The sequence below is a fragment of the Psychroflexus salis genome (genome assembly GCF_014640175.1).
Lineage (GTDB): Bacteria > Bacteroidota > Bacteroidia > Flavobacteriales > Flavobacteriaceae > Psychroflexus > Psychroflexus salis.
The window spans coordinates 136,672-158,849 of record NZ_BMGL01000002.1 but is presented as its reverse complement, the minus strand read 5'-3'; the positions used below and the strand labels follow the sequence as shown (position 1 = coordinate 158,849).

At 32.5% G+C, this 22,178-nt stretch carries 20 protein-coding genes; 3 read left to right on the top strand and 17 right to left on the bottom strand.

All coding sequences use genetic code 11. The annotated features are described in order from the left end of the window. Positions 1 to 42: 42 nt before the first annotated feature. Both IEV63_RS01920 and IEV63_RS13105 read left to right on the top strand, forming a co-directional pair. Positions 43 to 1,410, top strand: a complete 1,368-nt coding sequence (locus IEV63_RS01920) for a saccharopine dehydrogenase family protein (RefSeq protein WP_188405068.1) — start codon at positions 43 to 45, stop codon at positions 1,408 to 1,410. Positions 1,411 to 1,578: 168 nt separating this feature from the next. Continuing rightward, complete coding sequence (locus IEV63_RS13105; protein ID WP_373283702.1) at positions 1,579 to 1,713, top strand: hypothetical protein; 135 nt, start codon at positions 1,579 to 1,581, stop codon at positions 1,711 to 1,713. A 27-nt stretch (positions 1,714 to 1,740) separates the two neighbouring features. Here the strand turns inward: IEV63_RS13105 and IEV63_RS01915 are convergent, their stop codons facing one another. The 4 genes from IEV63_RS01915 to IEV63_RS01900 all read right to left on the bottom strand — a co-directional run bounded on the left by IEV63_RS01915 (position 1,741) and on the right by IEV63_RS01900 (position 8,058). Then, the gene (locus tag IEV63_RS01915; RefSeq protein WP_188405067.1) at positions 1,741 to 2,886 is read right to left on the bottom strand and encodes a geranylgeranyl reductase family protein; all 1,146 of its coding nucleotides are present in this window, start codon (positions 2,884 to 2,886) and stop codon (positions 1,741 to 1,743) included. Between the two features lie 578 nt (positions 2,887 to 3,464). Next, a complete protein-coding gene (locus tag IEV63_RS01910) occupies positions 3,465 to 4,859 on the bottom strand; it encodes a leucine-rich repeat domain-containing protein (protein WP_188405066.1) in 1,395 nt (464 codons plus the stop codon). A 2-nt stretch (positions 4,860 to 4,861) separates the two neighbouring features. Continuing rightward, positions 4,862 to 6,346 carry a tetratricopeptide repeat protein gene (locus IEV63_RS01905; protein ID WP_188405065.1) on the bottom strand — a complete coding sequence of 495 codons (1,485 nt, stop codon included), beginning with the start codon at positions 6,344 to 6,346 and terminating at the stop codon, positions 4,862 to 4,864. Between the two features lie 179 nt (positions 6,347 to 6,525). Beyond that, complete coding sequence (locus IEV63_RS01900) at positions 6,526 to 8,058, bottom strand: carbon-nitrogen hydrolase family protein (protein ID WP_188405064.1); 1,533 nt, start codon at positions 8,056 to 8,058, stop codon at positions 6,526 to 6,528. A gap of 134 nt (positions 8,059 to 8,192) precedes the next feature. On the opposite strand from IEV63_RS01900, the gene IEV63_RS01895 reads away from it, so the two are divergent. Beyond that, positions 8,193 to 8,729, top strand: coding sequence for a hypothetical protein (locus IEV63_RS01895; RefSeq protein WP_188405063.1), 537 nt, complete (start codon positions 8,193 to 8,195; stop codon positions 8,727 to 8,729). A gap of 205 nt (positions 8,730 to 8,934) precedes the next feature. On the opposite strand, the gene IEV63_RS01890 is transcribed toward IEV63_RS01895, so the two are convergent. The 13 genes from IEV63_RS01890 to IEV63_RS01830 form a co-directional block, all read right to left on the bottom strand. Then, positions 8,935 to 9,453: a GNAT family N-acetyltransferase gene (locus IEV63_RS01890; RefSeq protein WP_188405062.1), complete on the bottom strand. Its 519-nt coding sequence runs from the start codon at positions 9,451 to 9,453 to the stop codon at positions 8,935 to 8,937. A 388-nt stretch (positions 9,454 to 9,841) separates the two neighbouring features. Then, entirely contained in the window at positions 9,842 to 10,822 is a 981-nt protein-coding gene (locus IEV63_RS01885; RefSeq protein WP_188405061.1) for a deoxyhypusine synthase family protein, read from the bottom strand. A gap of 68 nt (positions 10,823 to 10,890) precedes the next feature. Then, positions 10,891 to 11,766 carry an agmatinase gene (gene speB / locus IEV63_RS01880; protein ID WP_188405060.1) on the bottom strand — a complete coding sequence of 292 codons (876 nt, stop codon included), beginning with the start codon at positions 11,764 to 11,766 and terminating at the stop codon, positions 10,891 to 10,893. Next, positions 11,756 to 13,156: an arginine decarboxylase gene (locus tag IEV63_RS01875; RefSeq protein ID WP_188405059.1), complete on the bottom strand. Its 1,401-nt coding sequence runs from the start codon at positions 13,154 to 13,156 to the stop codon at positions 11,756 to 11,758. Before IEV63_RS01875 ends, speB begins: the two co-directional genes overlap by 11 nt. Before the next feature lie 92 nt (positions 13,157 to 13,248). Next, entirely contained in the window at positions 13,249 to 14,139 is an 891-nt protein-coding gene (locus tag IEV63_RS01870) for an MORN repeat-containing protein (protein ID WP_188405058.1), read from the bottom strand. 5 nt (positions 14,140 to 14,144) lie between these two features. Beyond that, positions 14,145 to 14,999: a DUF2490 domain-containing protein gene (locus IEV63_RS01865; RefSeq protein ID WP_188405057.1), complete on the bottom strand. Its 855-nt coding sequence runs from the start codon at positions 14,997 to 14,999 to the stop codon at positions 14,145 to 14,147. Positions 15,000 to 15,011: 12 nt separating this feature from the next. Continuing rightward, positions 15,012 to 16,988 carry a hypothetical protein gene (locus IEV63_RS01860; protein WP_188405056.1) on the bottom strand — a complete coding sequence of 659 codons (1,977 nt, stop codon included), beginning with the start codon at positions 16,986 to 16,988 and terminating at the stop codon, positions 15,012 to 15,014. Positions 16,989 to 17,002: 14 nt separating this feature from the next. After that, positions 17,003 to 17,812 (bottom strand): pseudouridine synthase, encoded by an 810-nt coding sequence (locus IEV63_RS01855; RefSeq protein WP_188405055.1) that lies wholly within the window; start codon positions 17,810 to 17,812, stop codon positions 17,003 to 17,005. Positions 17,813 to 17,822: 10 nt separating this feature from the next. Next, complete coding sequence (locus tag IEV63_RS01850; RefSeq protein ID WP_188405054.1) at positions 17,823 to 18,440, bottom strand: porin family protein; 618 nt, start codon at positions 18,438 to 18,440, stop codon at positions 17,823 to 17,825. An 85-nt stretch (positions 18,441 to 18,525) separates the two neighbouring features. Beyond that, positions 18,526 to 19,431 (bottom strand): geranylgeranylglycerol-phosphate geranylgeranyltransferase, encoded by a 906-nt coding sequence (locus IEV63_RS01845; protein WP_188405053.1) that lies wholly within the window; start codon positions 19,429 to 19,431, stop codon positions 18,526 to 18,528. A gap of 14 nt (positions 19,432 to 19,445) precedes the next feature. Further along, positions 19,446 to 20,381: a mevalonate kinase family protein gene (locus tag IEV63_RS01840; RefSeq protein WP_188405052.1), complete on the bottom strand. Its 936-nt coding sequence runs from the start codon at positions 20,379 to 20,381 to the stop codon at positions 19,446 to 19,448. 139 nt (positions 20,382 to 20,520) lie between these two features. Then, positions 20,521 to 21,522, bottom strand: coding sequence for a tRNA dihydrouridine synthase DusB (dusB, locus tag IEV63_RS01835; protein ID WP_188405051.1), 1,002 nt, complete (start codon positions 21,520 to 21,522; stop codon positions 20,521 to 20,523). Positions 21,523 to 21,696: 174 nt separating this feature from the next. Beyond that, positions 21,697 to 22,137 (bottom strand): TlpA family protein disulfide reductase, encoded by a 441-nt coding sequence (locus IEV63_RS01830; RefSeq protein ID WP_188405050.1) that lies wholly within the window; start codon positions 22,135 to 22,137, stop codon positions 21,697 to 21,699. Positions 22,138 to 22,178 lie beyond the last annotated feature (41 nt).

Sequence of the window (22,178 nt, the reverse complement as noted above, 5' to 3'; positions counted from 1 at the left end):
TAGTATACAAATTTAATAAATTCTAAAAATAGTATTCATTTTATGAAAAATATATTAATAATTGGTGCAGGAAAATCAACATCATCTTTAATTCGTTTTTTAGCTAAAAAAGCTTCAACTGAAAACCTACATATTAAAATAGGCGATGTACAATTGGAATCGGCGCAAAAAATGGCTGAAGGCTTCGATGCTTGTGAAGCATTTCAACTAGATATTTTCGACCAAAAACAACGACAAGACGCCATTCAAAATGCAGATATTGTTATTTCAATGCTTCCTGCTCGTTTTCATATTGAAGCGGCCCAAGATTGTTTAAAATTTGGTAAAAACATGGTGACTGCTTCGTATGTATCTAAAGAGATGCTTGCTTTAGATGAAAAGGTTAAACAGAGTAAACTTACTTTTATGAATGAAATTGGAGTTGACCCAGGTATTGACCACATGAGTGCCATGCAAGTTATAGACCGAATAAGAGAGAAAGGTGGAAAATTAATTTTATTTGAATCCTTTACGGGTGGTTTAGTAGCTCCAGAAAGCGACGACAATTTATGGCATTACAAATTTACTTGGAATCCCCGAAATGTAGTTGTGGCTGGTCAAGGTGGCGCTGCCGAATTTATACAAGAAGGCAAGTACAAATACATACCTTACCAACGCTTATTTAGAAGAACAGAATTTTTAGAAGTACCTGGTTATGGTAGATTTGAAGGCTTAGCCAACCGTAATTCTTTAGCATACCGAGAAGTTTATGGATTAGAAAACATTCCTACTCTTTATCGAGGCACGCTACGTCGTGTTGGCTTTAGCAAGGCTTGGAATGTGTTTGTGCAATTAGGCATGACAGATGATACCTACGAAATGCAAAATACGGAAGAAATGAGTTATCGAGAATTTGTCAACTCATTTTTACCTTACTCGCCTTACGATTCTGTTGAACTAAAATTAAGACATAGTCTTAAAATTGACCAAGACGACTTAATTTGGGATAAACTTTTAGAACTTGATATTTTTAACGCTAAGAAAAAAATTGGTCTTAAAAAGGCTACTCCTGCGCAAGCGCTTCAGAAAATTCTAGAAGAAAAGTGGACCTTGGGAGCAGATGATAAAGATATGATTGTAATGTACCACAAATTTGGTTACGAATTAAACGGAGAGAAAAAACAAATCGACTCAACCATGGTAAGCATAGGCGAAGACCAAAAATATACAGCTATGGCTAAAACCGTTGGTATTCCCGTTGGTATAGCTTGTTTAAAAATCTTAAATAAAGAAATTACAAAAACAGGTGTTTTACGTCCTATTTACCCAGAAGTTTACGAACCCATTTTAAAAGAATTAGAAGATTTTGATATTCAATTTAATGAAACTGAAAAAGCTTATATGGGATACAATCCAGACCAATTAAATTAGTTATTATTCTATTTAACATAAAAAAGCAGCACTTTAAATAAGTGCTGCTTTTTCTTTTTTGATTTAATTTCATCTCCCCATTTCACTTACTTTTTAATAATTTTTTGAGTGAAACTGTTTTCTAAATCTTCAACTTTTATTAAATAAACTTCCACTTATACCTGAAATATACAAATTACTAATTTCTTAAGTATTTCTCCAAAATCGGTAAATCAGCATAAATACCGACTCAAAAAGAAATTAGCAACTCCTAAAGAAGTAAATATCAAATGTTTTATTGGTAACTTAATATCTAAAACTTAAAGTTATTGTTAAATTAGGTAGGTTTATTTAAAATAAAGAAACTTTCAATTTCTTTTTTACTTTTTCTTTAAAATCATGCGGATAAATTCTATCGCCCATAAATATATCGGTCATTAACTCGGCTGCTCGTTGACCAAACTTTTTAAGTAATAAATTACGTAAGTTTTTATTCTCATAAAACAAGGCTGCTAATTTTACGCCCAATTCTAATTCGGGTATGAGTTTTTGATTTAGTTTTTCTAGGTAAGATTTTTCGGCTTCAACTACATTTAAATTACTTTCTGCTATGGCTTCTGCAGCAAGTTTTCCACTATAAATGGCATTGGAAATTCCTTCGGCCGTCAGCGGATCTGCAAAACCAGCAGCATCACCAATCAAAAATACATTTTGCTTTACAAATCCATCTTTTCGTGGAGAGATTGGAATTATAAATCCGTGAGCTTCTTCTTCGAGTATAGTTTCAATTCCCAGTATTTTTAGGTAATCACGGTAATTTTCTTTTAAATTGATTTTTTTAGTAGACTTTGTAAAGTTGCCCACACCAACCGATAAATGATTTTTCTTCGGAAAACTCCAACCATATCCATAGGGCACAACATCAATATCAAATCGAGCCGATTTCGACAAGCGTTCAAAATCTTCTTCGGGTACTTTAATTTCGTATTCTAAGGCGGGGCACATTAAACGTGATTCTTCCCAACCTGCCATTTTTGCTGTAGGGCTTAAAGCGCCATCGGCAGCAATAATAAATTTAGCCTTGACTTGTTTATTAGTTGTGGTTAATATGGTATATTCACTTTTAAAATCTAATGAAATTAATTTTTCACCCTGTAAGACTTCTACGCCCAATTCTTCTGCTCTTTGTACGATTAGGTAATCAAACTCATCACGCATAATCATGCTGATAATCGGATTTTTACGAACGGTGTTTAGTGCTAGCTTTTTGGCATCAAAACGAATATCGACATCAAAAAATTCGCGTTCTACAGAGCTAGACACATCAAATGGCATGTTTCTTCTACCGCGAAAAACAAATCCGCCACCACAGGTTTTGTAGCGTGGTAAATGTTCTTTTTCAATTATTACCACTTGTAATCCTTTTTTTGCGGCTTGAAATGCTGCGCTTGCTCCCGATGGCCCACTGCCAATAATGGCGATATCGTAGATGTTCATATTTAGAAAAATTAGTTTCTGTAAAAATAGATGATTCAAGAAAATACAGAAACTTTAATCTCTAAAAATTAATGATTTAGCAATTTTATCAAAATTTGTAAATCTTACTAAATAATATAAAATGTAACTAAACATTATAATTTTACTGTAATAAAAATCTAACCGTTGTGGCGCTAAGAACGTAGAGAAAATGAAAAATTATATTCACCCATAGTTCGTTATCTAGAAATATTGAAAAAATCTGTCTATCAAGTGATTTTCTGATGCGTTAGTAAAAAAATTGCACTTCGACTAAGCTCAGCAGAACTATCGAGAATAAGATTTAGAACAAAAACGCAGTTTTCAATACAAATTTCTCACTGAAATTTACTAACGATGAAATCTTTTATAAAAAATGATTATAAGCACCTTGTTTCAAGTTCGAGCGGAGTCGAGAAACGTCTTACATCTCGACTCCGCTCGATGTTCAAACAAAGCTAAAAATTGTCACAAAGTATTTAAATAAAATTTGCGAAATTTTCGGGGGCTCGAACTGATACGTTTTTTTTAATTAATGCGCTACTACAAGTTTATATGTATTATTTTTCTTGCAAATGCATATTATATTCAGCGATGGTTTTTAGTAGTTGTTCTTCAGTTATGGGTTTATCGCTTCTGTAAGTGTGCATAGAATAATCTGCAATTGTAATTACCTTATAATACTTACTGCCTTCCGATATTTTTTCATCTATCTTAATGTATAAGTCTTCTAATTTTTTAAGCTTTTTCAATCCATCTAGTTTACCTTTGGGCTTTAATAAAAACAAGCTTAATTCTTTTAAGTTTTGGTAATGATGAATGTTTTGATTGAAATTTTCTAAGGAAGAAACTTTACCCAAACTCAATATTTGGATAGTTGATTTAGATTTAAATTGATCAAAATTAAAATTGATGGGATTATTTGGTAAAGCATTGTGGATTATTAATTCTTCAAGATGATTTAATTGATATATAAATGCTGGCACTTCTTCTGTATAAAAAGCACAACCAATACTCAAGCCTTTTAATTTTTGTGAAATTTGAAAATCAGCTGGAATATCAATATTACAGCTATACATTGCACTAGTTCTTTTATTATCTGTTTTTTTGATATTCCCGATGCTTAAGTACTCTAAATTACTAAGTTTTTGAAGCACATCTAGGTTTTTTTGTTTTTCATATCCTGTAAATAAATCATGGTTAAATCCTAAATACAAGGTTTTTAAATTGTGTAATTCTCCTACTTCTTCGGGAAGTTGGGTTAGCTTATTTCCTTCTAGATTTAGAAAAGTTAAGTTGGTGCATTTTTTTATTTGTTTAGGAACAAAAGCCAAATTTTGATAAGCTAAATTTAATTTGGTAATGGTGTCTGGCCTATTAAAAAGACGCATCATTTCAACAGAAAATGTTTCGGTAGGATCTTTGTAAAAGTTCCGATTAGGGCTGGGTAATTCAGCTTTTGTCTTAAATACAAAAGGTATTAATGTTGCTCCGGTTTCTTCATGAATATAACCCCATTTCCCATCTTTTTGGGCGGCTAACATATTCTGACTTCCTCCCCAACCTTCATCTTCAACGATGGCTAATTTGTCGAAAGTGCAAGCTATACTTTCAATTGCTTTACCATCATTTCTCCATGGACTTAAAATTACACCGTATTTGTTGTTTTTCTTCACAATTGTGAAATGCGGATGCTTATCAAAAAAGCCTAAACTATCGTATGCAAAAGGAGTAAAACGATCCAATTTTCGGTCGCTAACCCCTTGAAACATGGCCCATTTTTGTGAGCTCTTTTGGCGGGCAATAAAAACTCCATCGCCATTGTATGCATCCAGAACTAAACTATCTGCTCTTAACCTAAGTTGCAAACGTTTAAAATCATCGTTGTTTTGTGCTAATAATTGATTTGCAAAAAACAGAAAAATAAGACTAAAGGTGAGATGCTTTAATTTCATAATTATTTATTTAAATCGTTTAAAAGTGCTTGATTTTGGTCAATTGCTTTGTAAAAAAAATCCTCTGGATATCCTGCTTCTTCAATAAAATTCAAATCTTTCAAGTTGTCTTGAGCAATCTTTTTAGCTTGTTCAGTTTCTCCCATTAATGCATACAAATCTGCAATACGGAATGTAAAATTGTTATAATTTACTTGATATTCAACTTCTTCATAGCTTAAATTTACAATTCCTTTTAACTTAATGGTTTTTTCTTTGAGTTGTTCTTGATAGTTGAGAAGTTGGTTTAATAAAGACTGAGCTTCTTCTTTGTTGTTGAGCTTCACTTCTATTTTTGCTAGTTCTGCACGTAGCATTTCTGCACCAAACTTATTTTCGGCTTCTTGCTGTAATTGAATTAACTGTTGAACATGTTTTTTAGCTTCTCTCCAGTTTTCTTGGTCAGAATTAATCCCAAAAGCAACAGAATGTAAAGCAAATAAAGTTTGAAAAGAAAACTGATTAACCTCTACACTAAGCAATGCTTCAATTGCAGCTAGAGCAAATACAAAATCCAATCTATCTAAAGATTTTTCAATATAAATAGCAAAAACTTGTTCCCAATCTTCAATGGTATTCGATTTATTTTGAGCTGGTAAAGCTTTATTAAAGTCTACTTCTTCAAATTGACTTAAGAGCAAATTGAAGCCTTGTTCAGATAAATCTACATAGCTTAATTCTTCTAAATTAACCGGTAAAATATCTTGAAGCGATGTATAATTAATATCAGGGTTTTTTACTTCATTTTTTTTATATAGGCTGTAAACAATTTTTTGGTAGACTGTATCTTGTTGATTTATAATTCGAAAAGCGGTAGGCCCTATTTTATTTTTATCTAGTACGTTGTATTCACTTTCCATGTGGTATTCTACCACCGTATCATTTGTGATTTGATCTACACTAAAAATTTTAAAAGATGAATTTTGAATGTCTCCTTTATGGTAGGTGTTTTTGGAAATTTCGAAATAATTTCGGTCGTTATAAGATTCATTTTGTTTGGTAGATTGAATCATGTAATCATCTTTATTATACGCATTTTCTAATCTAACCACTTCACCTGAAGTCTCATTTGTATAAAAATTGTATTGACTAAAGACTTTAGCCGATTTTAGGTAAATTTTTTGATGATTTTGAAGTACTTGCTCTACATCATAACTACTTACTTCGCCTTGTTCTACAAATTGGGTAACGACTTTTTGAAGCGTATCATTTTTGTAGAAGTAAAATCGCTTTTGTTGAAAATTTGGATTTACATAAATCGACTTTTCAATAAATCCATTAGGATAATAATAAAGTTCAGTTTTTGGTGCATTTGTAGTATCTAAACTTTGTTCTGTATTATAATATGTAACTTTTTTAAGGGGTTTATTGTTGTATTGTTTCCAATGATTCTGGCTAAATACTACAGTAGAAAATAATACACAAAATGCAAAGTAAATATTTTTCATGGTCAAGAAATAAGCTACTTTTGAATAACAAAACTCTCAAAAGCAAACAATTAGACATCAATAAAATTAGTTATAATATTTTTAATTATTGAAGTATTTTAAAAAATTATCATCAAATGCATTTAAAACAGAACGAAATATAGTTGTGTTTTTTGCTATATGAAGCATTATTCAACAGGCTAAACTTTACTTTTTCGTTCCAGCGTATACACATCTTCCCTTCTATCTTTTAAATTGCGAACGCTTCCAAAATTATGCAACTCTGTTAAGTCGTCTAAATCTACATCGGCAATTAAAATCATTTCGGTGTTGGGTGTAGTTTCTGCTTTTACACCGTTACTAGGAAAAGAAAAATCGGAAGGTGTAAAAACAGCCGACTGTGCATATTGAATATCCATGTTGTGTACTTTTGGTAAATTACCGACACTTCCAGCTATGGCAACGTAACATTCATTTTCTACCGCTCTAGCTTGTGCGCATAACTTTACGCGCGAAAATCCGTTTTGCGTATCGGTTAAGAAAGGAACAAATAAAATATTCATGCCTTCCAAAGCGAGTAGCCTAGATAATTCTGGGAACTCTACATCGTAGCAAATTAAGATGCCAATTTTCCCACAATCAGTATCAAAAGTTTTTAATTGACTACCGCGTTGCATTCCCCAAACTTTAGCTTCATCTGGAGTTACATGTATTTTTTCAAAGCGCTCTACACTACCATCGCGTTTGCATAAATAGCCAACATTGTACAACTTATCATCGATTACTTCGGGCATACTTCCAGATATAATATTGATATTATAAGCAATAGATAATTCCGTCATTTTTTCTTTAATGCGTTGTGTAAACTTGGCTAATTCACGAATGGCTTCAGGCTCGCTTAAATGATTGTATTTAGCCATAAGCGGTGCATTAAAAAATTCAGGAAACAAAGCAAAATCAGAACGATAACCCGAAAGTGATTCCACAAAATATTCTACTTGATGCAGTAACTCATCTAAATCTGAATACGAACGCATTTGCCATTGTACCAATCCTAAACGCACTTCGGTTTTTTGTGAAGAAGGTTGCGCTGTTTCTTCTTGGTAGTACATATTATCCCACTGCATCCAAACGGCATATTCTTTTGAAGCTATATCGCCTTCGAGATAGTTAGATAATATTCGCACAGGACGAAAATCGTTAGACAACTGAAAGTTTAAAACGGGGTCTTCAATTTCCTTAAAGCGAACCTTTTCTATGTATTGTCTTGGAGTAAGTTCACTTGAAAATTTATAGTAATTCGGGATTCTGCCCCCAAAAACAATTCCTTTTAAGTTGAGTTTTTCGCATAATTCTTTTCTGTAATCGTATAATCTTCTTCCGAGTTTTAAGCCTCGGTATTCTTTTTTAATAATAATATCGATACCATACAACATATTTCCGTTGGAAGTATGCATTTTAAATTTTGTGTCGCCTGCAATATCATCATAGGTATGTTTTCTACTTACTTTAGCTTCATCTACAATAATAGAGAATGCACAACCTGCTAATTCGCCATTTACTTTTAAAACTACTTGCCCATCAGGAAATTTAGCAATGAGTTGTTTGAGCTCGCTTTTTTTCCAATAAGCATCTGTTGCATCACCATAAATTTCAATAAAGACTTCTTTTAAAGCTTCAAAATCGCTTAACGAAAGGTATTTTAGCTCTACTTGTTCGATTCTGTTTTCCATACTACAAAAATAGGTTAATTATTAATTACTGGAGCTTTGCATTAGATTCACAAATAAATTTTAGTCAAATAGCATACTTTATTTGTTAATTACTAGCTTTGTTACTATTTATGCATGAATTTTAAATGATTAAGATGAAAAAGTTTTTAGTAAGTATAGGCCTTTTAGTATTATTATCGTCTTGCAGTGGAGACGATAGCTCATCTTCTGGAAATCTTAACACAGTTAGCATAGAGGTTACTGGAGATTTTGAAGCAGAAAAACTGGGTATTGCAGATTTTGGTTTAATCGATATAGGATCGACTAATTCATGGGAATTAAATATGAGTGATATTAACCCACAAACATTTAATTTGCGCTTTGTTTTAAACTCTGTTAATCAGGCTATTCAGCGCCCAACACCCGGCACTTATGAAATTGGCTTTGAAACCAATAGCAACTCAGTTTTTACTGCATTTTATATAGATGTTCCTAATGGAAACCTTAGCGAAAGTAAAGAATACACTACGCTCAATGAAAACTATGGTGGTACGCTAACTATCGATTCTTCCGACAATGATGTTGTTACTGGCAGTTTTGAATTTACAGCAGCACATGTAGATGAAGATTTTAATGTAATTGGCGAAATAAACGTCGTTGGCGAATTTGAAGCTTTACGTAACAATTTCTAATAAAAGGTTTAGAAATATCCTTATTCTTTGAAACTAATTAGACCACTCCTATTTTAGAAATAAAAATGAAGCACCAAAACTAAGTGCTTGATTATAAACATTGACGTGAATTAAAAAACTAATATTTATAAAGTATTTCAATAATTTAAAAAAGTAAAGGATTAAGCCTTTTTTTAATTCGCTATTGGCATCGGGCTTTATTGAGTTATGTTTTTAGTTTTGCATAAATATCAAGACTAATAAATTTTCCATTTTTTATTTCGCAGTCTCTCATTGTTCCTTCAAAATGGAAATCAAGTTTAGCAATTGCTTTTTTACAATTCTGATTATTAGATTCTACTAATCCTTCAATTCGGTGTAATCCGAGTTGATTAAAACCATAATTGCAAATCAAAGGCATTGATTCAGCCATAATACCTTTACCCCAAAATTCAGGAAGTAACCAAAGCCCTATTTCTGCTTTTTTATGCTCTTCTGATTTATTGTTTAATCCGCCTGCACCGTAAAAAATTCGGTTGTCGTGTGAGCAAATTGCCCACCAAATTCCGGTCTTGGTTTTTTCGAGTTCAGTAAACCAAGTCATTTGTTCTTTAGTCGATTCTAAATTGCTAAAACTTATCCCGTAATATTTAATCACATCAGGATTGGAAAGTCCGATGTAGATATTTTCAAGGTCGGATTGGGTAATTTTTCTTAATTGAATACGGTCAGTTTTTAATGTCATCGTTTCTTTTTTCAATTGATTTTATCCAAATATAAGTATATCCTAACTTCAAAAAATATTTGGGTTAAAACCAACTTTATAAATGTTTGTGTAAAGAAAATAAAAGAATTTTAGAAATTGTTTTATTGACCTAGGCACTTGCTTAATAGTAGAACTAATTCACTTTCTCTGCGAACTTAGCGTCTTTGTAATTATTAATTCTCACCGCAGAAACGCAATGATCGCAAAGCTTTACAACTTTATTGTGTAACATATGTATGAATTGATAATTATCAATAAATTAAAAGCAGTTATAAAACAACTAAGTAATTATTTTATAAAAACTTCGTTTAGATACAGCATTATAAAAGTCGATTAAAATGAGTCTTCTGTTTTTCTTCAAATACAACTACATTTCCAACAAGTAAGCAAAAACTAAAGGAGCAACAATGGTTGCATCGCTTTCAATTATAAATTTTGGTGTGCTAATATCTAGTTTTCCCCAAGTAATTTTTTCGTTGGGAACGGCTCCAGAGTACGAACCATAACTGGTAGTTGAATCGGAAATTTGACAGAAGTAACTCCAAAATGGTGTATCTGTACGTTCCATATCTTGATACAACATCGGCACTACGCAAATAGGAAAATCGCCTGCAATGCCTCCACCAATTTGAAAAAAACCAATTCCTCCCATGACTTTGGGATGGGTGTTTTCCGTATACCAATCGGCTAAAAAAGTCATATATTCAATCCCCGATTTCATAGTTGATGCTTTCAACTCGCCTTTTAGAACATAACTAGCAAAAATATTTCCTAAAGTAGAATCTTCCCAACCAGGCACAACAATAGGTAAGTTTTTTTCTGCAGCTGCGTACATCCAAGAATCCTTCAAATCAATTTCGTAATGTTCTTCTAAAACACCAGACAATAACAATTTATACAAGTATTCGTGTGGAAAATAACGCTCGCCTTTAGCTTCGGCATCCTTCCAGATTTTTACAATATGCTGTTGAATTCGTCTAAAGGCTTCTTCTTCTGGGATACATGTATCGGTAACTCTATTGAGCCCTTTTTCTAACAGATTCCATTCGTCTTGTGGGGTTAAATCGCGATATTCAGGAACACGCTTATAATGCGAATGCGCCACAAGATTCATTACATCTTCTTCTAAATTAGCACCTGTACAAGAAACAATGTGCACTTTATCTTGGCGTATCATTTCTGCAAAAATCTTACCAAGTTCAGCCGTACTCATTGCCCCAGCTAAAGAAACCAGCATTTTATTGCCTTGATTGAGTTGTGCTTCGTAGCCTTTAGCCGCATCGACTAGACTAGCAGCATTAAAGTGTAAAAAATATTTTTCTATGAAGTTGGTAATGGGTTTACTCATGGTTGTTTATTATATGAAATTTAAAAAATCACGCAAAAACGCAAATTATAGACATAATAATTAAGCTTTTAATCTTCTTCATCTATTAAGATCCGGTGGGTATAAAATTTATAACTAAGCATCTTATAATATAATTTCGCAGCTAAAAAGTCGGAAGATTTCTCATTCTCATTGGGGCAGAGCTCAACAATATCAAATCCTACAACATTTTTCTTCTTAAAGATGAGTTTTAAGAAATCTAAGGTTTCATACCAAAACAATCCACCTGGTTCAGGGGTTCCTGTAGATGGCAAAATGGAAGGATCAAACGCATCTAAATCAATAGTTATAAACACATTGGGCGTCATTTGTCCAATGGCGTCGTCCATCCAATCCTCGTACAAATCGTGGGCAAAATATGTTCTACCTTCGTCCATGTGTTCTACTTCACTACTGTCCATCGAACGAATTCCTACTTGAATTAAATTGGTGTTTTTACTGGCTTCATGCAAAGCACAGGCATGATTACAAGTAGAGCCATCGTAACTTGGTCTCAAATCGGCATGTGCATCGATTTGTACAACAGTTAAGTCTTCAAAATGTTCATTAAACGCACGAATGCTTCCAATTGATATGGAATGTTCGCCACCAAATAAGGTAACAAACTTATCTTGTTGCAAGTACGATTTAATGGTTTTGTGAACTGCTTCAACCATTTTCTCTGGAGAAGAATTTTCAGAAACAGCAGGAGCTAAATATACTCCTTTCTTGTAAACTTCAGATTTAGTTTCAATATCGTACAACTCCATATTTTCTGATGCGTGCAAAAAAGCATCTGGACCTTTGTCTGCTCCTTTTTGCCAAGAACTTGTTCCATCGTACGGAACAGGAATAAGCACAACTTTTGCTTCATCTAGACGGCCATATTTATCGGGTATGCCGGCGTAATTGGTTTTAACTTTCATGATAACCTAAAATGTTTAAAAATGCTTTACTAGTTTGTTGTTCTTTAAATAATTCGGTCGAAATATTTCCATATTCATCTTTCTGTATTAAAATATGCTTGGGTGCTGGTATTAAGCAATGTTGTAAACCGCCATAACCTCCAATAGTTTCTTGATACGCACCTGTATTAAAAAAACCAATATATAAAGGCTTTTCTTTTTCATACTTGGGTAAATAAATAGCATTCATGTGTTGTTCAGAATTGTAATAATCGTCGCTATCGCAGGTTAATCCACCTAACAAAACGCGTTCGTAACGATCTGACCAGCGATTAATAGCCAACATAATAAAACGTTTGCTAATGGCCCAAGAGTCTGGCAAAGTGGTAATAAAAGATGAGTTAATCATGTTCCATTTTTCGCGGTCATTTTGTTGTTTTTGGTATAAAACTTCATAAATAGCACCACCGCTTTCGCCTACGGTAAAACTTCCAAATTCTGTAAAAATATGTGGTACTGGAACATCTTCTTCTTCGCAGGTTTGCTTTATTTGGTTGATCACTTCGTCAATCATATATGCATAATCATACTCAAAAGCAAGTGAATTTTTAATGGGAAAGCCACCGCCTATGTTAAGGCTATCTAAACTTGGACAAACTTTTTTTAAGCGTGTATAAACGCGTAAGCATTTTTGCAATTCGTTCCAGTAATATGCATTATCTCTAATTCCTGTGTTAATAAAAAAATGAAGCATTTTCAATTCTACTTGCTCATTATTTTTAATTTGGTCTTCAAAAAAAGGAATAATATTTTTATATCCAATACCAAGTCGAGATGTATAAAACTCAAATTTAGGTTCTTCTTCTGAAGCTATTCGAATTCCAATTTGAAAATCTTTGTTTGTAACATTCGTAAGCAAGTTTAATTCTTCGTAATTATCGATAATAGGAACGCATTTTTTATGCCCACTATTAATTAATTCAGCTATGTTTTGCACGTATTGATCCCGCTTAAAACCATTGCAAATAATATAGTTTTGGTCGGAAATTTTACCCGATTGTTTTAAGTGGTTAACGATATCTATATCGAAAGCAGAAGATGTTTCAATATGAATATTGTTTTTTAAAGCTTCATTTAAAACATGCTTAAAATGCGAAGATTTGGTACAATAACAGTAATGATAATCTCCTTTGTAATTGTGTTTTTCTATAGCTTCAGAAAACCACTTTTTAGCGCGTTGAATGTTATCTGAAATTTTTGGCAAATAGGTAAACTTCAATGGAGCTCCATATTGCTTCACCAACTTCATTAAATCTATACCATGAAAGCTGAGTTGGTTGTTTTGTAATTGAAATTCCTCCTGCGGAAAATCGTAAGTTTGACTGATTAAGTCAATGTATTTTGTGTTCATATTAAATTGTATCCATACACAAAGTTAATTAATCACTTAGAAACAATGCAAACGAAAATATTAAAGTATTGATAAGCACAAATGTAAATTATTTATTGCTTTGGTTTATCATTTTTCCATTGCCCTTCGTATTTTTTATTTCCGTCGGGGTCGAATAAGATTCCTTCGCCATTCATTCGGTTATTGGCAAATTCACCTTCATATTTTTCTCCACTCGGCCAGTAGTAAGTTCCTGTACCAGAACGTGTATCGTTTTTAAATTCACCATTATAAACTTGCCCATCAGCCCATTTAAATTCACCTTTTCCGTGTCTTTGGTTATTTTTCCATTCGCCTTTATAAATTGAGCCTGTGTTCCAAATGCCGATGCCCCCGCCATTGGCTTTTCCATTTTCTACTTCACCTAGATAATGAATTAGGTTTCCGTTTTCGTTGGTAAAACTAATTACTTGTTTCGCTTCCTTTCGATTAAGTTCTTTAGTCAGTTTTGTATTTTTTTGTTTTAAACTATCTATTTTTTTATTTACAATTGTTTTTTCTGCAATACTATTTCTACTTAAACTATCAGTGTAACTTGAGAGCGAATCGATTTCATCTTGTAAATTAGCCAATTGAGTTCGCAGATTAATTCTTGAAATTTCATCGTCTGTATTCGATTCGATAACTTGTGTTGTATAATCAATTCTAGATAAAATTAAGCTGCGTAAGTTGCCTTCGGTTGTTTCTATAACAGACTGGTATTTTTGAAGCGCTTCCTTAGGATTAGACCTAGTTATAAGCAAGTTATCAGCTTCTAAAACAGCTATTAAAGTTTGATTTTTAGATGTAGCATTATCAAGTTCTTTTTGCAATGCGTTGTACTGGCTGGAAGGGTTTGTGTTTTTATCCTGAGAAGAGATATATACTAGGCTTAGACCTATAAAAGCAATCAACACAATGAAAAACAATATTTTAAATATATTTTTTTTTGAATTTGTACTCATAATAATTAATCGTAAAAACTTGTTTCTGGTATTTTATCGTCAAATTTTCTGAAATCGAGATTAAAATATACATTAAATCTCAGAATCCACCGTTCCCTATAAATAAAACCTGCATCGGATGTCTGGCCTGTAGTGTACATTAAACCAGCCGAATACGTTGTTCTAGGATTGGCAATGTAAGCAAAAGTTGGAAAAATACGTAAATCTTCAACTGGATTATCTGTAATGGTACTTCCGGTTTGCATAATCAACTCAACATCTGGGCTAAAATAAAAAGCACCTGGCTCTAATTTAGGTTTATTCAGTGGTATTTTCATTAAAAATTTATATCGCCAACGGTTACCAAATTGGTACTCACTTCCTTTGGTAAATTTTCTTTTCCATCGGTGCTCAAATCTTAATCTGTGGTAAATTCTAAAGCGCTCAAAAGGCATGGTCCAAATGTATTCGTGCCAAATTCGCGGTTCTACAATAAAGCCTTTATCAGCTTCATTTGCATTAGGATTAAAATCTAAACGCAAAACTCCACCAGCAGTTGCACTAAAATTTTTAGTTGGAATATATTTAATTCCGTGTCGGTTATATATCTGAGCCATTTCACCAAGAAAAAGGTATTTGTTGGTTTCGTTTCTTCTGTAATGCAATTCGCCATGCCAATACCATTTTTCGCTTAAGCGAAAGGTTCCGTAAGCACCCAACCAAGCTAAAGTTTGTGCTTCTCTCACTACCGAAGCTTCTGCATCGGACTTTTGCATTCCAGATTCGAGCTGCCCAATTCCTTGTGCGGAAGCTAACTCTACATAAGCAAAAATGCATAGCACTAAAAAAGCGTAAACACGGAAGTTAAATTTTGTTAGCATTAATAAACCCATTTACTTGAAAAGAATTTTTTTAATTGCATTGGCATCTTTTTCTCTTCGCAATTCTTTTTCTATTGCTGAAGTATCTTCATCACTTAGTTCGACCATTCGGTTGTATGTTTTTTCTAATTCATTTAAAGATTCAGAAAATGAACTACAATTAATGTTTTGTTGAACTTCTCGCATAATAGCTGGAAATAAATAATTTTCGAATGCCTTATAAATCCGTTCTTTAATACGCTCTGACATGTCGACCATAACGTAAGGATTAAAAGAAGTTCGTGTATATACATCGTCTAATCGATCTAATTTTCTTGGAATATCGGATAATTCTGTATATGCACTGATTAACTTTTCGAAGCAAATTAAAGTAGGTTGAATTTCATCTTTTTTCTTACTTACAGGTAATTTTACATAATTTTCGAAGCTTTGGTTGGCAAATTCAATTACATTTTGGGCAATTGCTTCGTGGTATTCGTTGAAGTTTTCATCTTTTTTTGCATTCGAAAATAGTTTGTTGATTTTCTCTTTTTTAGCTACTAATCGTTCTTCATCTTCATTTAATTCTTCCTGTTTAGATAAATCTTTTAGAATGCGTTGTACATCGGCATCAATTTCAGAAACATCCTGATGCATTTGGTTGATTAATACATAAAAGTTAGCTATACTTAAATGTTCGGAATCAGGTAAGCTCGGAAAATCATGTTCTGTTAAAATCTGTTCTTTTTGAAATGTGTACTCTATTGTTGAATTAAAACTGAATTTCAATTTATATTCAGAAAACAAAAGTTTTCTGTCTACATATTCGAAAGCAGGTTTTTGAATAATGTGAATTAGATTTTTTAATTGTGGAAGAATTTCTTGGTACTGATAAAGCACATTCTCGTATGCGTTTAAAGACTGATACGTTAATTTTCCTATTTCTATTTTTGAATTGGAAAAAAAGTTATTTAAGATTTGTTCTACTTCAGCTGCTTTTTTTACTATGCCTTTTAGTTGCTTTTTTTCGGTATTAGTGTATGGGTATTTGCGAACCTTAAACTGCCCAAACTCAATTGCTTCTTTATTTTGAAGACTGTTCCAAACTTTATAATCTTTAAAATAGCTAAATGAAAGTAGGGTGTTTTTTAAAAACCGATTGGTTTTGTTAGTAACCGATTTAACTTCTTTAAATGGGGTGGTGTTATTTTCAAATCCGATGTTGGTTAATTCCAAAATTTGAAAATAATCATTATTCATATCTATATATTCCCATGTTTCTTCTTCATCTACAACGTGGTCTAAACCTTTATGTTGAATTGTATATTTTTGCTGATCTTTTAAAAAATAATGCGCTTTAAAAACCCCATTGGCATAATTTCTTACCTCTACAAAATCTTCATTATTAATTCGGTGATTAATCTTCCAATCGCCATCGAGTACGCCTTCTTCTGTAAAATAGCCTTGAATTGTAGTCGCATTTAATTTTGCCTGCAAAGCACCTATCATTTTTGCATTTTGAAAATTAGCATTGATAGTAAAAATTGTATCGGTAGGTTTTGAAGCTTCAAATGTTTGACGAATTACTTGCCAGTTTCCATCAGCTAGTCCATCTTTAAAATTCGCTTTAATTTTAAACTCTTCTCCCGAAGTTGAAAAAATTACTTTATAGTCTTTTTCTTTAAAGGAAGACAAAGGAGCTAATTTTTTATGGCTAAACACCCAATTGCCTGATAGTTGATTATCGGAGTAGTTTCCTTCGTAATTATAAGATACTATTTGCTTAGTATCTTGAATTTTTTTTGTGGAATTAAACTCAAATTTTCCGTTGTAAATGGTATCTTGGTTTGCTAAATAATATTGGTAATGCACTTCTCCATTTATACTATCGTTTATTGTTTTAGCTTTGGTAACTTCTTGCGCATTTGTTGTGTAAAACAAGATAACGCTAAAGCTAGCTAAAACAAGTTTAGAAAATAAATTTCTATTTTTAATACGATTCATATTCATGTTTGAAGTTTTAATTAAAACATTCCCAAGTTAATTACTTCCTGCTTGGTTAAATGGCGATAATGGCCACGCGGTAAGTTCATTTTATCTAAATTAGCAAAAACCACGCGGTCTAATTTAATAATTTCGTAGTCGAATTTCTTAAAAATTCGCTGCACAATATGCGAGCGTTGACTGCGTAACTCTATACCAACAACATGAGGTGGTTTGTTATCTACATAGCTAATTTCTTCAATAATTACTTTTTTACCTTCAATAAATGGACCTTCAGCCATTTTTTCTAAATCTTCTTTTCGGAATGGACGGTTTAATTCAATTTGGTAAATTTGTTTAACTCCCTTTTTAGCATTACTCAGTTTTTTAGACAAAGTACCGTCGTTGGTAAAAAGAAGAAGCCCCATGGCAGAAGTTTCTAGTTTTCCAACCGGAGCAATTCGAGATTTAGAAGCGTTAGCTACTAAATCCATTACTGTTTTGTTGGATTTTTCGTAGCTACCCGTTACATAAAATCCTTTAGGTTTATTCAACAATACATAAGCTTTTGGCTCTGGATTAATGCGGCGGCCATCAAATTTAACTTCATCTTTTAGTTGTACTTTGTAGCCCATTTCGGTAACCACTTTATCGTTAACCGTAACATTACCAGCTTTTATGTAAATATCGGCGTCTCGGCGTGAGCAAATTCCAGAATTAGAAATGTATTTATTTAGACGCATTCCTGCTTCAGGGTTTTTGAGCTGCTGATCTACTTTAGACTGTGCAACTTCTTTTCTTGTAAAACCACTTTTATTGGTTTTTTTATGTTTGTTTTCGTTCTTTTTCATGGTTTTTTAATTAAAATGAATACCCTACATACAGTTGTAGTTGAGTATGGTAACTTTCTGTAAAGTTATTTTGATTTTCTGAAACATCAATAAAACCCCTTGTGTAACGAAGTCCTACAAAAAAATTCCATTCAGTTACATATGAAGCTCCAAAAGCAAAACCCATATCGAAAGATGAAATATCGTTTTTTATACTATTGCTCTGAAAATTTTCACCTTCTATGTCTTCTTGCTTAGCAGCAACTAAACTAGAAAAGTAAGGTCCAGCTTCTAAATGCAAATCTTGTATAAACTTATACTTAGCAAGAATAGGCATTTCGATATAATTTAAGAGAATTCTATTTTCAATTTTTGTAGTATTAGTTGAAGCTGTTGTTCTAACAGACTCTCCTTTTCTAAGATAAAGTAATTCTGGCTGAATAGACCAAATTGAATTAATTTTATAATTGGCATGTATTCCTATTAAAAATGTAGCTCGCGGTTGCACAGTATTTGAAGAAGTTACCAAATCTGAAAGCGACAAACCAAAACGCACACCAAAATCGATTTTATCTACTTCAGATGGTTGGTTTTGAGAAAGGCCTGCAACACTTGTAAGGATTACAATACAAAAAATGCATATCCGCATCAAAATAATTTTAAAATGCAAAAGTACAGAATAAAGTAGAATAAGTCTTTAAGAAAACTTAAAACTAAATTGTTGTTTTATAAAGTTATAGAAATCGCTTAATTACCAAATCTACATCGATTAATAAAATGCAAAATACACCTAGTACAATATTAAATTTCAATAAATTATGTAGCCAAAGATACTGTTGTTTAGAAGAGGATTTCCAAAGTAAAATAAGGTACAACAATAAAATAGCGGAGCTTAATATAAAGTAATAATTCATGTAGCCCATATCAAATTTAAAAAGTAAAACAACTACAGGAATTCCCGAAAACAAAACCAATAATGTGGCCATTTGTTTCGCCAATTTACTACCAAATTTAACAGGAATGGTTTGGTAATTTTGGGCAAAATCTCCTTTTACATTTTCTAAATCTTTGGTTAATTCGCGCAAACTAATTAATAAGAATAAAAAAGTTGCATGAACAAAAATTACTAAATCGAAATTTTTATAATAAATAAAAACCGCAAAAAAAGGAGTTACAGCTAATATTGAAGCTGTTAGATTACCCACAAATACATTGCGCTTTAATCGATGAGAATACAACCATATTGCAAAAATGTAAGCCGTAAAAAACAGCACACTTTGAAAAGAAATTGAACTCGCTATAAAAATACTGACAAAGTTAAGTATAAAATAAAGTGATAATTTGGTTTGCTGACTCACCATATTATCTAAATAGGTTTTCCTAGGGCGGTTTATTAAATCTTTGGCCGAATCGTAAAAATTATTAATGATATAGCCCGAAGCAATAACCAAAGTACTAGTTAAAACAATTAAAAACAAATTGATATCGAAAACTATTTTTTTTACAGGCAAGTAACTCGGTGCAATAATAAAAACCGATGCTAAATATTGAGCAATAGCAATTACCAAGATATTATATCCACGAACTACCGAAAACAAACTCAATAATTTGAGAAATAGATTAGGCTTTTTCGTAGGCATGTATAGGAATTGATTTAGAAGGTGTAAACTACTTCTAATTTATGGCCTTGTAAGGCTTTTTTAGCTTCTTCTAAATTTTCAGTAAAACCAAGAATATAACCACCTCCACCGGAGCCACATAATTTTAAGTAGTAGGCATTGCTTTCTATTCCTTGTTTCCATAATTGGTGAAATTGTTGAGGAATCATAGGCTTAAAGTTTTCTAAGACTACATTAGAAAGTTCTTTTACATTACCAAATAAAGATTTAAAATCGCCAGATAAGAAATTATCTACACAGGCATTGGTTTTGGTAATAAATTTGTCTTTCATCACTTTTTTGAAGCTTTCCTGCTTCATGTTTTCCATAAAAATATTTACCATTGGCGCTGTTTCTCCTACAATACCACTATCTAATAAAAACACAGCACCTTTTCCATTCTGTGATTGCGATGGAATGCCAGCTGGTTCAATATTTTCTTTAGAATTAATAAGTATAGGCAAACTTAAATATGAATTTAATGGGTCTAGTCCAGACGATTTTCCATGGAAAAAGGATTCCATCGCAGCAAAAATTTCTTTTAAAGTAGTTAATTTTTGCTTTTCTAAATTTTCTAGAACAGTAATTTTATTAAGTGCATACTTGTCGTAAATAGCAGCTACTAAAGCGCCACTACTTCCTACGCCATAACCCTGTGGAATGCTACTATCAAAATACATTCCTTTTGAAATATCTTGATTTAAAGCGGTTAAATCGAATTGAGCTAAGTCGTTTTGTTTTTGTAATTGCTCTAAATGAGCTGCAAATTTAAAAAGTTCTAGATTGGATTTTTTTGCGCTACCTGTAAGGTTAGACTCTATTTTTAAAGCTCCGTTGTAAAAATTATAAGGAATGGATAAGCCTTTAGAATCTTTTATAATTCCATATTCGCCAAACAAAAGAATTTTAGAATAAAATAAAGGACCTTTCATGGTTTTGTTTTTAGTTAGGTGGTGCAAATATCTGTAAAAGTATGCTTTAAAAAAATATTTGCGTTACTTAATTCAAATATAACTTAAATGCAAAGGATTAAATTAGGTTTTGTTTTTGTTTAACAGTACAATCAATATCTTAAACAACAGATTCGAATTGATAGTCTCCAAAAAGTTGTTCAACCTCATCGAAAGCAGCAAACACATCAGCCGGATTGTCGCAAGTTACCATTTTAGTTCTATAGGGTTTAAAATCTGGGATTCCTTTAAAATAATTGGTATAGTGGCGTCGTGTTTCAAAAACTCCCAATTTTTCACCTTTCCAATCTATCGCCATTTGTAGGTGTCTTCTAGCAATATCAATTCGTTCTTGCATGCTAGGTGGAGCTAAATGCTCTCCTGTTTCAAAAAAGTGTTTTACTTCTCTAAAAAACCAAGGATTGCCAATACTCGCTCTTCCAATCATAGCACCGTCTAATCCATATTTATCTCGCATCTCTACAGCACGCTCTGGTGTGTTTACATCGCCATTTCCAAATACAGGAATATGCATTCTGGGGTTGTTTTTTACTTTGGCAATCGGATTCCAGTCGGCATCACCTTTATACATTTGCGCACGTGTTCTGCCATGTATAGAAATGGCTTTACATCCTACATCTTGCAAACGTTCGGCTACTTCAACAATTTTTATAGAATCGTGATCCCATCCTAAGCGTGTTTTAACTGTAATGGGTACATCAGTATGTTTTACCATAGCTTCTGTTAAAGAAACCATAAGGTCGATATCTTTTAATATTCCTGCACCTGCTCCTTTTGAAACTACTTTTTTAACCGGACAACCAAAATTGATATCGATAATATCTGGCTTGGTTTTTTCAACAATTTCTACAGAACGTAACATCGAATCTAAATTTGCTCCAAAAATTTGAATGCCTACAGGTCGTTCTTTTTCGTAAATATCTAATTTAATTAGGCTTTTGGCTGCATCGCGAATTAAACCTTCCGACGAAATAAACTCGGTATACACCACATCTGCTCCTTGTTCTTTACACAGTGCTCGAAATGGCGGATCGCTTACATCTTCCATCGGCGCGAGCAGCAAAGGGAAGTTTCCTACATCTATATTACCAATCTTAGCCACAGCTATTTTTTTTTTTGCAAAGCTACATAAAAAAATATTTGCTCATTTATATTGCTTGTTGTTAGTTAGTAGTGAGTATTGAGTATTGAGTAGTTAGTAGTGATTAGTGAGTAGTGAGTAGTTTTGAAATTATTTTTCGAAAGCACAAAATTTAGGATAAACTCGGTGTGCTTTTTAATCCACATTGCTTAGCTGGTCTAAACTATACATTAAACGGTTTTGGGCGTTGGCTTGAGATCCAAAAATGGAATTTTGTACTTCGGCAGCTTCATTTAATAAAATCCAATGCGGAGTCCCTTCACATTTAAATTGATGATATAATTCTGCTTTTTCATCTATATATATCGGCAATGGACTTTTTCCTTCAATAAAAACGCTTAAAATCTCTGCTGTACTAGGTTTTGAATTTCCTAAATTTGAATGAATAAGCAGGACTTGTAACTCAGGATAATCTTGTTGAAATTGATAGGCTAACGGAATTGCTCTGCCGGTACACCCCAAGCATTGCGTATGGTAAAACAACAATAAGTAGGCTTTGTGGGCTAAGCTTTTCTTAGAAAAAACAAAATTATTTGCTTCTAAAGTTTTAAGTTGTGAGTTGAAATGAATATCCATTTAAATTGCTACATAATTATATTTCAAACATAAGTTAAAAA

Coding starts and splice junctions, on each gene's coding strand:
- IEV63_RS01885 (WP_188405061.1), bottom strand. CDS start 10,822: ATGAGTAAACCCATTACCAACTTCATAGAAAAATATTTTTTACACTTT.
- IEV63_RS01890 (WP_188405062.1), bottom strand. CDS start 9,453: ATGACATTAAAAACTGACCGTATTCAATTAAGAAAAATTACCCAATCC.
- IEV63_RS01840 (WP_188405052.1), bottom strand. CDS start 20,381: ATGAAAGGTCCTTTATTTTATTCTAAAATTCTTTTGTTTGGCGAATAT.
- IEV63_RS01910 (WP_188405066.1), bottom strand. CDS start 4,859: ATGAAATTAAAGCATCTCACCTTTAGTCTTATTTTTCTGTTTTTTGCA.
- IEV63_RS01855 (WP_188405055.1), bottom strand. CDS start 17,812: ATGAAAAAGAACGAAAACAAACATAAAAAAACCAATAAAAGTGGTTTT.
- speB (WP_188405060.1), bottom strand. CDS start 11,766: ATGAAAGTTAAAACCAATTACGCCGGCATACCCGATAAATATGGCCGT.
- IEV63_RS01850 (WP_188405054.1), bottom strand. CDS start 18,440: ATGCGGATATGCATTTTTTGTATTGTAATCCTTACAAGTGTTGCAGGC.
- IEV63_RS01875 (WP_188405059.1), bottom strand. CDS start 13,156: ATGAACACAAAATACATTGACTTAATCAGTCAAACTTACGATTTTCCG.
- IEV63_RS01905 (WP_188405065.1), bottom strand. CDS start 6,346: ATGAAAAATATTTACTTTGCATTTTGTGTATTATTTTCTACTGTAGTA.
- IEV63_RS01870 (WP_188405058.1), bottom strand. CDS start 14,139: ATGAGTACAAATTCAAAAAAAAATATATTTAAAATATTGTTTTTCATT.
- IEV63_RS01860 (WP_188405056.1), bottom strand. CDS start 16,988: ATGAATATGAATCGTATTAAAAATAGAAATTTATTTTCTAAACTTGTT.
- IEV63_RS01920 (WP_188405068.1), top strand. CDS start 43: ATGAAAAATATATTAATAATTGGTGCAGGAAAATCAACATCATCTTTA.
- IEV63_RS01895 (WP_188405063.1), top strand. CDS start 8,193: ATGAAAAAGTTTTTAGTAAGTATAGGCCTTTTAGTATTATTATCGTCT.
- IEV63_RS01845 (WP_188405053.1), bottom strand. CDS start 19,431: ATGCCTACGAAAAAGCCTAATCTATTTCTCAAATTATTGAGTTTGTTT.
- IEV63_RS01900 (WP_188405064.1), bottom strand. CDS start 8,058: ATGGAAAACAGAATCGAACAAGTAGAGCTAAAATACCTTTCGTTAAGC.
- IEV63_RS01830 (WP_188405050.1), bottom strand. CDS start 22,137: ATGGATATTCATTTCAACTCACAACTTAAAACTTTAGAAGCAAATAAT.
- IEV63_RS01915 (WP_188405067.1), bottom strand. CDS start 2,886: ATGAACATCTACGATATCGCCATTATTGGCAGTGGGCCATCGGGAGCA.
- IEV63_RS01865 (WP_188405057.1), bottom strand. CDS start 14,999: ATGCTAACAAAATTTAACTTCCGTGTTTACGCTTTTTTAGTGCTATGC.